The following is a 13,058-nucleotide window of genomic DNA, read 5'->3' on the forward strand; positions in this document are numbered from 1 at the left end:
GATTTTCACATGTGTGTATCGGGACTATGGATATGACAGGGGAATTCCAAGACCTACGGATGCCTAGACTGGAGATTGACCGTGACGCATGTGAGGGAGCGAAACAAGGCTGAGAAAAGGGAGCGCATAAGGCTGGCGGCCCTGAAGCTGTTTGCCGAACGTGGCTATGACGCCACGACCTTGCGCGACGTGGCGCACGAAGCGCATGTGGCCCTGGGTACATTGTCGCTATATGCTGCGGACAAGCGTGACCTGACGCTGCTGGTGTTCAACGAAATCACCCTTGAGATCATGGAACATGCGATCGATCTGGTAAGGGCGGCGGACCAGCCGCTCGATGAGCGTATCCTCGCCTTTTTCAGCCCCTTTTATCGTGACTGGGCCAGCAATCCGCGTCTCGCCCGCATCTTTCTTCAGGTCAATTATTATTCCGGCGGCATGCACGGCGAGGAATATCAGCGCACACGCCGCGCCGTCGCACGGCAGGTTGAACTGCTGGTGGAGGATGCGATCCGTAAAGGAGAGATCAATCCCGGCGAAACGACCGAGATGATCGCCCAGAATTTCTTCCTTATCTTTTCGGCGACGGCCCGTTTCTGGATCGGTGGCGACGATCCGGTGGCCGACGAGGGCATCGCCTATCTCGGACGATTGATAAAGTTGCAGATCGTTGGATTGAAGCCCAGGCCGATCAGCAGCCGGGCGACCCCGCAGTCAGGCGAAAAAAGCCCGAATGGACGATTGATCTATCGCGACAGGCGGGAAGCGGGCGGGGTGCCCGGCCGTTGCCATATGGACTGCGCTCGTCCCCAGCTTGCTTTGCCGCGCGACGCGATATTTCCGGGAGGGGCCACGTTGCCGCCGTCGCGCCGGGGATGATCAGCGGTCAGTACGAATGCGCCGGGATCGCCGGGCCTGACAGCTGGTAGTCGTGCAAGGGACAGCAGCGGCAAAAGCTGCGGAATCTCATTCAGGGTCTCTGCCATATTTTATTGAAAATATGGACATGTTCATTATGTAAGAGCGATCGATCTTGACATGGGCAAAAGCCCGGCCGAAAATGGACGTGTTCATAATTAATATATGATCTATCCGGCCGAAAACCGGCGGTTCGGGATTTGGAGAGCGAAGGCATAATGACGCGCAGCAACAGTTCAGATCGTGTCGCAGGCATCCACAGGATCGCCCTGCAAATGCCGGACATGGCCGAGGCCGTGCGTTTTTATCGCGACACCTGGAAGCTGCGACCGGCGGGCAAGGATGGTGAGTATCACGCCTTTCGCACGGCCGATTGCGCGCATGACGATTTCCTGCTGAAGCAGGGGCCTTCGCGGATTGCGCATCTGGCCTTCGCCGTCGCTTCGATGGAGGCACTGGACGGATTTGCCGCGCGGCTTGCGGCAGCCGGCTTTCGGGTGTCGGTCCCCGGAGATGCGCTGCCGCGCAGCGACGCGGCGGCCATTGCGGTGACGGACCCGGACGGCCGGGAAGTGAGGCTGGTCGTGCCAGCCGGGGATACGGCTCCCGCGTCAGGCGACATCGATCCTCTCGGCCCGCTCGCCATCGGCCATGTCGTATTGTGGACGCCCGATCAGCCGGCCGCTGAACAATTTTACGGGCTTCTGGGGTTTCAGGTGACCGACCGGACCCATGCGGGCATGTCCTTCCTGCGCTGCAATGCGGACCATCACACGCTGGCGCTGATGAAAAGCAAGACCGGGCGGACGGGCGTGCAGCATATCGCCTTCGATGTGGGGTCGCTGGACAATGTGATGCGCAATTTCGGGCGGCTGCGCGATCAGGGGCTGGATTGCGCCTGGGGTGTCGGACGGCATGGGCCGGGCAATAATATATTCAGCTATTATGCCGATCCGGCGGGCAATTTCGTCGAATATTATGGCGACATGGAAGTATTTCCGGTCGACGATCTGGTTGAAGCCCGGATCTGGGGGCCGGAGCATAAGGGTGACATATGGGGGGTCGCCGGTATCCCCCCGCTGGCCTTTCGCGAATAGCGCCCGGCGTCCGCCTCTCTGCTGATTTGATGAGGCCGCATGGCGATGCGGCAACGGAGTAATGTTATGAATGGCCTGACGAAATCCACCCGCATGTTGATCGGCGGTGAACTTGTGGAGAGCGAGGGTGGCGCGTGGATGGACGCGATTGACCCTGCGACGGAAGATGTGATCGGTCGCTTTCCTGCGGGTAACGATCGCGACGTTGCGAAGGCGGTGGACGCGGCGGACAGGGCATGGCCACAATGGAATGCGATGGGCGTCGCCGCGCGGGCCGAAGCCATGCGCAATTTCGGCCGCAAGATCCTGGAACGGGCTGACGAGCTGCTTGAGGTCGAAGTGCGCGACACCGGTAACACGATCGCGCCGATGCGAGGCGATGTGAAGCATGGCGTGGCGAGTATCGATTATTATGCGGGGCTTGGTTATGAACTGAAGGGCGAAACCATCCCCGCTACCCCGGACAATCTGCACTTCACAGTGCGCGAACCTTACGGCGTCGTGGCGCGGATCGTGCCCTTTAACCATCCGGTGATGTTCGCGACGGCGCGCACCGCGGGCGCGCTGATGGCAGGCAATGCGGTCGTGGTGAAGCCGCCCGAAACCGCCTCGCTTTCGGCTTTGATCCTGTCGGAGATCGCACGGGAAGCGCTGCCGCCCGGCGTGTTCAACATCGTGACCGGTACCGGCGCTGGCGTGGGCGCGCCGCTGGTGCGGCACCCGGCGGTCAAGCGCATCGCGTTCATCGGCTCGGCGGGCACCGGCATGGCGATCCAGCGGATGGCGGCGGAAGTGGCGGTCAAGCATGTGACGCTGGAACTGGGCGGCAAGAACCCGATGATCGTGTTCCCCGATGTCGATCCGCAATCGATCATCGCATCGGCGATCGCCGGCATGAACTTTTCGTGGCAGGGTCAGTCATGCGGATCGACCAGCCGGCTGCTCCTTCACGAGAGCATTTATGACGAGGTGGTGGCGGGTCTGGTCGAACGGATCAACGCGATCCGGGTCGGCGATCCGATGGACGAAACCAGCCAGATGGGGGCGATCAACTCGAAGGTCCAGTATGACAAGGTGTTGAACTATATCGAGATGGCGAAGCGCGAAGGCGCAACGCTGCTTGCCGGTGGTCAGCGCCCGACCGGTCCGGGTTTTGAAAAAGGCTTCTGGGTGCGTCCGACATTGTTCGGGGACGTGACCCAGGACATGCGCATCGCCAATGAGGAAGTGTTCGGTCCGCTTCTCTCCGTCATGAAATGGTCGACTTTCGATCAGGCGCTGGAGATCGCCAATGCGGTCGATCTGGGGCTTACCGCGTCGATCTGGACCAACAATATCGACGATGCGCTCGGCGCCGCACGACGCGTGCGCGCCGGCTACGTCTGGATCAATTCGGTCGGCCCGCATTATCCCGCGATGAACTACGGCGGTTATAAGAATAGCGGCACCGGGCGCGAGGAGGGATTGGAGGAAATGCTCTCCTATACCGAACAGAAGGTCTACAATATCGCCTTGCGGCGTTAGGAGCCATGGAGATGGATGTCGGACTGCTCGACCATTATAATATCCTGACGCGCAAGCTGGATGAAACCGTGCGCTTCTACGAACGGGCGCTGGGCATGCGATCCGGCCCGCGCCCGCCCTTCGACGTGCCGGGGGCATGGCTGTATCGCGGCGATCATCCCGTCGTCCATGTCATCGACATGACTTTGTTGCATATCAAAGTGATGGATTCCCTTGAGGAATCGGAAGACGTAGATGGTCGGGATGCCCAAGCCGACGCCCACGAAGTATCGCACGACCAACTGGCCCGAGTATAACGCTGCGCTGAAGAGGCGCGGGTCGCTGGAGGTTTGGTTTGATCCTGGGATGGCGTGGTTTGCGGTTCCGGACGGGCGTGCAGGACGTCCGCTGCGCTTTTCCGCTCAGGCGATCGAGTTTTGCCTGACGCTGAAGGGGTTGTTCCAGCTTCCTTTGCGTCAGGTGACGGGGCTGGTCCAAAGCCTGCTCAGGATGACGGGTCTGGACTGGCCCGTACCGGATTATACGACACTGTGCCGCCGCCAGCGGACCTTGCCGGTGGAGTTGGGCGGACGCCCCAGTTCAGGCGGCCTGCACCTTCTGGTGGACAGCACCGGTATCAAGATGATGGGCGAAGGCGAGTGGAAGACGAGGAAGCACGGCGCGTCCCGGCGTCGCCAGTGGCGCAAGGTGCATATCGGGATCGACGCCGGGACCCTCGACATCCGGGCGATTGAAGGGACGACCAATGCCGCCGGCGATGCGCCGACCCTGCCGGACCTGCTGGCGCAGATCCCGGACGAAGAGCGGATCGTCAGCGTCGGTGGCGACGGTGCCTATGACACCAAAGACTGCCATGCGGCCATTGCCGAACGCGGCGCCGATCCGATCATCCCGGTTCGCCGCAACGGCCGATCATGGACAAAGGACGGTCCCGGCGTCGATGCCCGCAATGAGACGCTGCGGGCGATGAAATATCTGGGTCGGACAATCTGGAAGAAGTGGAGCGGCTATCATCGCCGCAGTCTGGTCGAAACCAAAATGCACTGCTTCAAGCTGCTGGGCTCCCGCCTCGCAGCGCGCACCTTTGAGCGTCAGATAACCGAGCTCAAAGTCCGTGCCGCAATCCTCAATCGCTTCTCACAAATAGGAACGCCCAATACCGTCCGCGTCGTATAATATTATCAAGTAATCATAGGTTTAAGGCATTCCAACGTTATGCAACAAAGCCGCCGCGGCCGGTAACGCGATGCGAAGAAATAGCCGACGATGATCCCGGTCACCGCGTAGAGAAAATAGAAGCTGCTCGCGACCAGGCCGAAACGCACCGGCGACATGGCGAGGTCCGCCATGATCGCGGTGGCGGCAAGGCCGAGTACCGCCTTGTCGGCGCGGTTGATCGTCTGGACGAAGAACAGCATCACGACGGTGGTCCAGGCACGCGCGACAGAATAATTTCCGGCAGGTTCGGAGACCGTCATCTCATTTTCTTCCGTCCGCGGCGACGTCGTTCCCGTCCCCACTCGTTTGAATTTCATCCATGTTCCCAGACCAGCTGGGCGTTGCAGAATTCGCGGATTCCGAAGTGGGAAAGTTCGCGACCATAACCGCTTTGCCGGACGCCGCCGATCGGCACCCGAGGATCCGAAACGGGAACCCCGTTCACATGAACCGCACCGGTTTCGATGCGCCGGGCGAGCGTGGTCGCGCGCGCCCTGTCGCCGCTCCAGATCGCTCCCGAAAGGCCGAAATCGCTGTCATTAGCTAGGCGCACCGCATGGTCGGAATCGTCAGCCACGATGATTGCCGCGACCGGCCCGAACGTCTCTTCGCGAAATACCGGCATCGCAGGCGTGACCTCCGCAAGCACGGTTGGAGGATAGAAAGCGCCGGGTCCATCGGGGGTCTGGCCGCCGGCAAGCAGCCGCGCGCCCATCGCCAGGCTGCGCTCCACCTGCGAATGGAGTTCGTCGCGCGCGCGCGCGCGCGCAAGCGGCCCCAGGTCCGTGGCGTCGTCGAGCGGATCGCCGCACACCAGCGCCTCGGCTGCGGCGACGAAGCGCGCCGTAAAGGCCTCGGCGATCGGCGCCTCCACGATGAGCCGCTTGGCGGCGATGCAAACCTGTCCGCTGTTCTGGAACCGCGCTTCGATCGCAGCGGGAACGGCGCGGTCGAGGTCAGCGTCCGCCAAGACTATGAAAGGGTCCGATCCGCCGAGTTCGAGCACCGATTTCTTGAGATTACGCCCTGCCTCTGCGGCGATCGCACCGCCAGCCGCCGTTCCTGCAGTCACCGATACGCCGACCACCCTCGGATCCGCGAGCAACGACGCGATTTGCGTGCGCGGGACATGGATGTTTGCAAACAGTCCGGCGGGAAAGTCCGCCGCGCGAAAACAGTCGGCCAATGCGTTGGCGCACCCTTGCACATTGTCGGCGTGCTTCAGCAGCATCGCATTGCCGCCGGCGATCACGGGAACCGCAGCGCGCAAGACCTGCCAGAGCGGGAAGTTCCACGGCATCACCGCAAGCACGATGCCGAGCGGGCGATAGCGGACAACGGCTTTGCCGTCGCCGCCCATATCGACCGGTTCATCGGCGAGCAGCCGTTCGGCATGGTCCGCGTACCACCGGCAGAGCGCCGCGCATTTGGCAACCTCGCCGCGAGAGCGGAGGATCGGCTTGCCCATTTCCAGCGAGATCAGCTGGGCGAGCGCTTCCGCCCGCGCCTCCAGCGCGTCTGCGAGTTTGCGGAGGGCCGCTGCGCGTTCCCGATGCTGTATATGCCGCCACTGTTCGAACGCCGCCGATGCGGCGTCGACGGCCTCGCCCACTTGGCGCTCGTCCAGCCAGGGATGCAGCGCGATCGTCTCGCCCGTCGCCGGATTGACCGAAAGCGAGCCGAGATACGCGGGTTGGTTTTCCGAAGCGCCCGTCATGATCAATATACGCTGCCCTTGCCGCCATTATCCGGATGCTGGACGCCGCGGGAAAAGCGCGCAGCGAGCGCCTCGGCGCCGCGCGCCAGGATCGTCACGTCGGTTCCGACCGCAACGAAGCTTGCCCCGATTTCCAGATAGCGCCGCGCCAACGCCTCGTCGGCGATCAGCATGCCGACGGGTTTTCCCGCCGCGCGGATCGCGGCGATCGCGCCCTCGATCGCCTCCTGCACCTCGGGATGCGCGGCGTCGCCAAGATGCCCCAGATCGGCGGCGAGGTCGGACGGACCGATAAATACGCCATCGACCCCCTCGGTTCGCGCGATCGCATCGACATGGGCCAGCGCCGCCCGGCTTTCGACCTGCACGAGCAGGCAGATATCATCGGCCGCATTGTGGATATAGCCCGGCGTGCGGTTCCACCGGCTGCCGCGCCCGATCGCCGTCCCGACCCCGCGGATGCCGTGCGGCGGATAGCGTGTCGCGCGAACCATCGCGGCGGCCGCGGCGGCGTCCTCGACCATGGGGATCAGCAGCGATCGTGCGCCGATGTCGAGATATTGCTTGATCAGCACGGGATCGCCTATGGGCAAGCGGACAACGGGCTCTACCGGGTAGGCGCCCGCCGCCTGCAACTGGGCGAGGACGAGCGGAACGTCGCTCGGGCCATGCTCGGCATCGATCAGCAGCCAGTCGAAGCCGGCCCCCGCCGAAATCTCGCACGTGTAGGGCGAGGCCAGCGCCTGCCAGAAACCGATCTGCGCACGATGCTCGCCGATCGCCTGCTTGAACGCATTCACGTCACTCTCCCCATTCGCCATCGGTCAGCCGAACCGGCACTCGACCCGCCCAAAGGGTCCGAAATCGGCGGCGATATCACTGCCCGGCGGCGCTTCGATCGGGCGAATGAACGAGCCCGACAATATGACCTGCCCCGCCTCGACCCGGTCGCCGCACGTGGCGAGGCGCTCGACGAGCCATGCCATCGAGACGAGCGGATCGCCCAGCACCCCGGCGCCCAGCCCGGTCTCCTCAACCTCGCCGTCCTTCGAGACGATCGCACCGACAAAGCGGAGGTCCAGCGCCGCAAGGTCGCGGACCGGCGCACCCAGGACGATGCCGCCGTTCGCCGCATTGTCCGAGATGGTGTCGCATACGTTGCGGAGCCGACCCGTTTCCGGATCTTTGCGGGTAATCCGGGTATCGAGAATTTCGAGCGCCGGAGCCACATAATCGGTCGCCGCGAGGATCGCTTCGGCCGAAATTTCTTCCGGCTCAAGGCCGGTGCGCATGACGAAGGCAATCTCCGCCTCGATCCGCGGCTGGATGAAGCGGCCTGGGGCGATGTGGGCGCCATTGTCGAACGCCATGCTCCGCAGAAGCACCCCCGAATCCGGAATGTCGATCGACAGCGCCGCCTGCATCGCTTTCGACGTCAGCCCGATCTTCCACCCGATCACGGGATCGCCCGCCGCCGCCTTCATTCGCACCCATTCCGTCTGGATGGCATAGGCATCGTCCATCGTCAGGCCGGCATAGGTCTCGCTGAGGAGGCGGATCTGCCGCCCCGTCCGCTCCGCCTCGTCCAGCGCCCGCGCGGCCGCCGCAATGGCGTCGCCATCCAGCGTCACACCGCCGAAATCATCGATCCGCCGCGCCCCGGCCATCAGCCGCCGACCGCCTCACGATTGGTCGCGAAGCCTTCCTCGGCGCCGAGAAGCGCGGGCGGCTCCTTCAGGCTTTCCTGCCACAGCAGCGATTCCATCGCGATGTTGAGCGGCTGATCCTGGATCGTCAGTTCATAGACCGGGCCATTGTCATGGCTCGCATGATTATGGACCGACCAGCCCGGCGCGGAAAGCATCAGATCGCCCGCCTTCCATTCATAGACCTTGCCCTCGACGGTCGACCGCCCCGAACCCGAGAAATAATAGTTCACCGCCGCGGACGAGTGGCGATGCGGCCGATCGACGATCTTCGGCGGGCGCAACGTCATCGTCGCGAAGAAATTGGGGGTGGTGCCGTTGGTACGCCCGGTCATCGGATTATAGAGCAGATAGAGCCGGCGGCCGACATAATCCTTGCCCAGCGCTTCCAGCTTGTCGAGATGCTCCTTGACCTGCTCCCACGGCCAGTAGAGCGCGGGGCTGGTCACCGATGGCGGGTTGATCAGACGCTCATAGGGCATCATCCACGCGCCTTCCTCGTGCAGCTGGAAGGTGCCGTAAGGATTGACGCGCGTGCTGTCCGCCGCCTCGTGCTCGTCTTCGCGGTCGATCGACTTCAACAGCGGCTGCGGATTCTCCTCGACGACATGGATATTCATCATGTCGAGCAGCGCGCCGTTCGAATAGGTCAGGCGGACATAAAGGTCGTCGTCGATATTCTTGTGACGATAGATGCGCATCGACGGCGTGTTCCACACGTCATAGAGCGCGGTCTCGCGGCGCTGGCCGCTGATCTCGGTCTCGCCGCGGCCGCCGATGACGAAGTTCACCTGCGTCGAATTCTGGCGGAAAGTCGCGGTTTCCTCGCCGGGCAGAAGCACGTCAAGCGACACCTGAATCCCCGGCGCAAGCCCGATCGACCGCTCGTTGCGCGGATGCTGGAAATAGGAGCGACGGCGGCCGTTGGCGGGACACGGCATCGCCGCGAGCCGCTGAACCTCGGCGTCGATCTGCTCCTTGGTGATGACGATGGGCTCCCAGGGTGCGTCGCGCTCGGGCAGCGGACCGCTGGCTTCGATGAAAAGAGGCTGGGACATGGGCGCAAACCTTTCCTTGGAATCTCAGAGGGTCAGGCGCGGTGCCTGACGGGTAATGGTGGGAAGCGGCCGGCCGATTCCGGCTTCGCGCGCGGCTTTGAAGAGAGCGATACCGAGCGACAGGTCGGAAATTCCCATGCCCATCGCCTTGAAGAGCGTGAGGTCGGCGTCCGCGGGCCGCACCGCATTTTCGGCAACGAGCGTCGACAAGGGACGCAGTCGCTGCCACCGGGCCTCATCCTCGCCGAACGCATCGACGAATTCGCGGCTGAGCTTGCGCACCTGCGGCACGCTGTCCGCCGCGATCACCGAAGCGCGGGCGATGAGCGCCGGGTCGAATTCGGCGCGCTCGGGCGTGATCGCGCCGACCGCGTTCACATGAACCCCGCGAGGGAGGGAGTCCGCGCTGAGGAAGGGGGATCGCGCGCGGGTCGCAAGCGTGACGATATCGGCCGAATCCAGCGCCTCGTCGAGCGTCTGCGTCGCAATCGCTTCCACGCCGAGCTTCGCTTCGATTTTTTCGGCCAGCGCCTCGCGATTCACAGCCGTCGGGCTCCACACGGTCACGCGCGTCAGCGGCCGTACAGCCGCCACCGCCGCCACCTGCGTGATACTCTGCTTGCCGGTTCCGATCATGGTCATCCGGCTGGCATCGGGACGCGCCATGACATCGGTGCCGAGGCCGCTGATGCCGCCCGTGCGCATCTGCCCCAGCGCGAAAGCCTCGATGATCGCCTGAACCGAACCATTTTCGCTGTCGATCAGGATCAGCAGCGGCATCGCGCCCCCGGCCGTGTGCGCCCAGGTCTTGGTGCCGACGGTTCCCCACCCGTCGAACACCGCGCCGATCGCGTGCAACGTCGATCCGTTCGCCCAGCTCGCGTGCGTCTTGACCATGTTCGATGCGCCGCCCGCCGCCTCTTCGCGAAGCCCGTCGCGCAGCGCATCGATCGCCTGCGGCAGCGCCATCAGCGAGACGACTTCCGCCTCGGAAATCCAAAGCCCTTCGCTCATTTCACGGTCCGATCGAAAATCGAGGGAACAGGCGGCTGAAGATCGAGGGAGTTCACAATCAGCGCGTGCGTGACGTAACGGCCCACGAGGAACATCACCGCGATCGCCTGTTCCGCCCCGATCGCTTCGATCGTCTTATCAAGTTCGGCCTGCACATCCTTGCCGCGCCGCCGCAGCATGGCGATGATCAGGCGCTGGACATCGCGCTCGGCATCCGAAAGCTCCGGCGCGACATCGGGATCCGCCTGCTCGACGGCCGCTATCTAGGCTTCGCCGAAGCCCAGCCGCTTCGAAAGCCGCTCATGCTGGTGCAGTTCGTAGCGGTTTTCCATCAACGTTGCGACGGTCAGCGCGCCCAGCTCGGTCAAATGTTCCGGCAGAGCGACCTTGAGCGCGTCGGTCATTTCCATGAAGGAGGTCAGGACCACCGGCTGGACGCCGGTCACCTGGAAGAACTCGCCGAGATAGCCCAGCCGTTCATATTTGGAGCGCAGGACATACTGCACCCCCGGCGCCAATTGCTCGAAGCCAAGCCTCTCGATGCGCGCGCTCATATCGCGTCTCCTTCTGCGTGCACGGATCATCCTTTCTTTGCCATCGTTTCGGAAATACATTATCAGAGCATTGGCAATACTCTGGAGGTATGGCTCTGGATATCAGGCAGATGCGCTATCTGATTGCGGTCGCGGAGGAACTGAACTTCACGCGCGCCGCCGAACGGTGCAACATATCGCAACCGCCGCTCAGCCGCGCCATCCGCGAGCTGGAGGACCAGGTTGGCACAAAGCTGTTCGAACGCGACAAGCATCATGTCGCGGTGACGCCCGCCGGCGCCAGCCTTGTCGCCAGCGCCCGCAAGGCGATTGCCGCGCTCGACGACGGCATCCACCTCGCACGGCGAACGGGCATGGGATTAAGCGGGACCCTGACCCTCGGCTTCGGCGGCTCCACCGTTTACGCACTCGTGCCTGCCCTCATGCGTCGGTTTCGCGAGTTGACGCCGGACGTCGAAGTCCGCTTCAGCGCGATGTCCGTTCTGCATCAAATCGAAGCGCTGCGGAATGGCGAAATCGACGTCGGTATCGTCCGCCTGCCGATATTCGACGAAATGATCGAAACCCGGTTCGTGTACAGCGAACCGCTGGTTGCGGCGCTGCCGATAGGGCATATGCTGCTAGCACACAGCGGCGCTGTGACACCCGCCGATCTGCGATCGAGCCGGTTCGTGACCTATGAATCCACGCGCGGCTTCAACTTCCAGGCCGATCTGCTCGCATTGTGCCGCCTCGCGAATTTCGATCCCGAAATAGCGCATGAGGCGCCGACCACCGAGGCGGTCATCGGCATCGTCGCCTGCGGCGAAGGCGTTGCGATCGTGCCCGCTTCGGCCGAGCGCCTGCGGATGCGCGGGGTTGCCTTCCGCCCGCTTGAGGTTCCCGACGCCACCGCCGAACTGGCAGTGGTGCGCTTTGCGCTGGCCTGGCGTGCCGGCGAACTCGGGGCGACCACGCGCAAATTCATCGATTCGGTGTTTGCCACGCCAGGGCCGGACCCGACCGGGGACGCTCAGGTCATGCGAGATGGCGGACGATAATCAGGCGCCTGCCCGGCGTCATATGAACCTCGATCCGGCCGCGGCGCGGCGCTACCATCGCCATCGCCTCTCGAATCCCCCAGCCCGAATTAGGTTTTTCCCAGTTAGAAATGCAGTGTTGCGGTGCAGTCTGTAATGAGACAGCCATGGACAGGCCTTTGCGACACAATAGGCTTTGTTGCATAACGTTGGAATGCCTTAAACCTATGATTACTTGATAATATTATACGACGCGGACGGTATTGGGCGTTCCTATTTGTGAGAAGCGATTGAGGATTGCGGCACGGACTTTGAGCTCGGTTATCTGACGCTCAAAGGTGCGCGCTGCGAGGCGGGAGCCCAGCAGCTTGAAGCAGTGCATTTTGGTTTCGACCAGACTGCGGCGATGATAGCCGCTCCACTTCTTCCAGATTGTCCGACCCAGATATTTCATCGCCCGCAGCGTCTCATTGCGGGCATCGACGCCGGGACCGTCCTTTGTCCATGATCGGCCGTTGCGGCGAACCGGGATGATCGGATCGGCGCCGCGTTCGGCAATGGCCGCATGGCAGTCTTTGGTGTCATAGGCACCGTCGCCACCGACGTTGACGATCCGCTCTTCGTCCGGGATCTGCGCCAGCAGGTCCGGCAGGGTCGGCGCATCGCCGGCGGCATTGGTCGTCCCTTCAATCGCCCGGATGTCGAGGGTCCCGGCGTCGATCCCGATATGCACCTTGCGCCACTGGCGACGCCGGGACGCGCCGTGCTTCCTCGTCTTCCACTCGCCTTCGCCCATCATCTTGATACCGGTGCTGTCCACCAGAAGGTGCAGGCCGCCTGAACTGGGGCGTCCGCCCAACTCCACCGGCAAGGTCCGCTGGCGGCGGCACAGTGTCGTATAATCCGGTACGGGCCAGTCCAGACCCGTCATCCTGAGCAGGCTTTGGACCAGCCCCGTCACCTGACGCAAAGGAAGCTGGAACAACCCCTTCAGCGTCAGGCAAAACTCGATCGCCTGAGCGGAAAAGCGCAGCGGACGTCCTGCACGCCCGTCCGGAACCGCAAACCACGCCATCCCAGGATCAAACCAAACCTCCAGCGACCCGCGCCTCTTCAGCGCAGCGTTATACTCGGGCCAGTTGGTCGTGCGATACTTCGTGGGCGTCGGCTTGGGCATCCCGACCATCTACGTCTTCCGATTCCTCAAGGGAATCCATCACTTTGATATGCAAC

15 protein-coding genes are annotated in these 13,058 nt (G+C 63.1%); 6 read left to right on the forward strand and 9 right to left on the reverse strand.

The genetic code is table 11. From position 1 onward, the window contains the following. The first annotated feature begins 81 nt into the window (after positions 1-81). From AB433_RS19260 to AB433_RS00750, 5 genes are all read left to right on the forward strand, one after another. A complete protein-coding gene (locus tag AB433_RS19260) occupies positions 82-879 on the forward strand; it encodes a TetR/AcrR family transcriptional regulator (RefSeq protein WP_169749283.1) in 798 nt (265 codons plus the stop codon). A 257-nt stretch (positions 880-1,136) separates the two neighbouring features. Beyond that, a complete protein-coding gene (locus AB433_RS00735; protein WP_051585687.1) occupies positions 1,137-2,015 on the forward strand; it encodes a VOC family protein in 879 nt (292 codons plus the stop codon). A 66-nt stretch (positions 2,016-2,081) separates the two neighbouring features. After that, entirely contained in the window at positions 2,082-3,539 is a 1,458-nt protein-coding gene (locus AB433_RS00740; RefSeq protein WP_047819539.1) for an aldehyde dehydrogenase family protein, read from the forward strand. 11 nt (positions 3,540-3,550) lie between these two features. Then, the gene (locus tag AB433_RS19265) at positions 3,551-3,835 is read left to right on the forward strand and encodes a VOC family protein (protein WP_156170630.1); all 285 of its coding nucleotides are present in this window, start codon (positions 3,551-3,553) and stop codon (positions 3,833-3,835) included. Continuing rightward, on the forward strand, positions 3,783-4,715 hold the full coding sequence (locus AB433_RS00750; RefSeq protein ID WP_037486851.1) for an IS5 family transposase: 933 nt from the start codon (positions 3,783-3,785) through the stop codon (positions 4,713-4,715). The genes AB433_RS19265 and AB433_RS00750 overlap by 53 nt, the downstream gene beginning before the upstream one ends. 5 nt (positions 4,716-4,720) lie before the next feature. Here AB433_RS00750 and AB433_RS00755 read toward each other — a convergent pair whose 3' ends face one another. The 8 genes from AB433_RS00755 to AB433_RS20960 all read right to left on the reverse strand — a co-directional run bounded on the left by AB433_RS00755 (position 4,721) and on the right by AB433_RS20960 (position 10,806). Continuing rightward, a complete protein-coding gene (locus AB433_RS00755) occupies positions 4,721-5,074 on the reverse strand; it encodes a hypothetical protein (protein ID WP_047819540.1) in 354 nt (117 codons plus the stop codon). Continuing rightward, the gene (locus AB433_RS00760; protein WP_047819541.1) at positions 5,071-6,474 is read right to left on the reverse strand and encodes an NAD-dependent succinate-semialdehyde dehydrogenase; all 1,404 of its coding nucleotides are present in this window, start codon (positions 6,472-6,474) and stop codon (positions 5,071-5,073) included. The genes AB433_RS00755 and AB433_RS00760 overlap by 4 nt, the downstream gene beginning before the upstream one ends. A 2-nt stretch (positions 6,475-6,476) precedes the next feature. Next, on the reverse strand, positions 6,477-7,274 hold the full coding sequence (hpaI, locus tag AB433_RS00765) for a 4-hydroxy-2-oxoheptanedioate aldolase (RefSeq protein ID WP_281177783.1): 798 nt from the start codon (positions 7,272-7,274) through the stop codon (positions 6,477-6,479). A 24-nt stretch (positions 7,275-7,298) separates the two neighbouring features. Beyond that, on the reverse strand, positions 7,299-8,141 hold the full coding sequence (hpaH, locus tag AB433_RS00770) for a 2-oxo-hept-4-ene-1,7-dioate hydratase (RefSeq protein WP_082134721.1): 843 nt from the start codon (positions 8,139-8,141) through the stop codon (positions 7,299-7,301). Beyond that, a complete protein-coding gene (locus tag AB433_RS20270) occupies positions 8,141-9,238 on the reverse strand; it encodes a cupin domain-containing protein (RefSeq protein ID WP_053058921.1) in 1,098 nt (365 codons plus the stop codon). The genes hpaH and AB433_RS20270 overlap by 1 nt, the downstream gene beginning before the upstream one ends. Before the next feature lie 24 nt (positions 9,239-9,262). After that, positions 9,263-10,252, reverse strand: a complete 990-nt coding sequence (locus AB433_RS20275; protein ID WP_047819543.1) for an ornithine cyclodeaminase family protein — start codon at positions 10,250-10,252, stop codon at positions 9,263-9,265. Then, complete coding sequence (locus AB433_RS20955) at positions 10,249-10,431, reverse strand: hypothetical protein (RefSeq protein WP_218916903.1); 183 nt, start codon at positions 10,429-10,431, stop codon at positions 10,249-10,251. The genes AB433_RS20275 and AB433_RS20955 overlap by 4 nt, the downstream gene beginning before the upstream one ends. A gap of 84 nt (positions 10,432-10,515) precedes the next feature. Next, on the reverse strand, positions 10,516-10,806 hold the full coding sequence (locus AB433_RS20960; RefSeq protein ID WP_218916904.1) for a carboxymuconolactone decarboxylase family protein: 291 nt from the start codon (positions 10,804-10,806) through the stop codon (positions 10,516-10,518). Positions 10,807-10,916: 110 nt separating this feature from the next. Here AB433_RS20960 and AB433_RS00790 point away from each other — a divergent pair, with 110 nt between their 5' ends. Next, positions 10,917-11,846: a LysR family transcriptional regulator gene (locus AB433_RS00790; protein WP_169749284.1), complete on the forward strand. Its 930-nt coding sequence runs from the start codon at positions 10,917-10,919 to the stop codon at positions 11,844-11,846. Between the two features lie 223 nt (positions 11,847-12,069). On the opposite strand, the gene AB433_RS00795 is transcribed toward AB433_RS00790, so the two are convergent. Then, positions 12,070-13,002 carry an IS5 family transposase gene (locus AB433_RS00795; RefSeq protein WP_047822938.1) on the reverse strand — a complete coding sequence of 311 codons (933 nt, stop codon included), beginning with the start codon at positions 13,000-13,002 and terminating at the stop codon, positions 12,070-12,072. Positions 13,003-13,058: the final 56 nt, after the last annotated feature.

This window comes from Croceicoccus naphthovorans (genome assembly GCF_001028705.1).
In the GTDB taxonomy this organism is placed as follows: Bacteria; Pseudomonadota; Alphaproteobacteria; order Sphingomonadales; family Sphingomonadaceae; genus Croceicoccus; species Croceicoccus naphthovorans.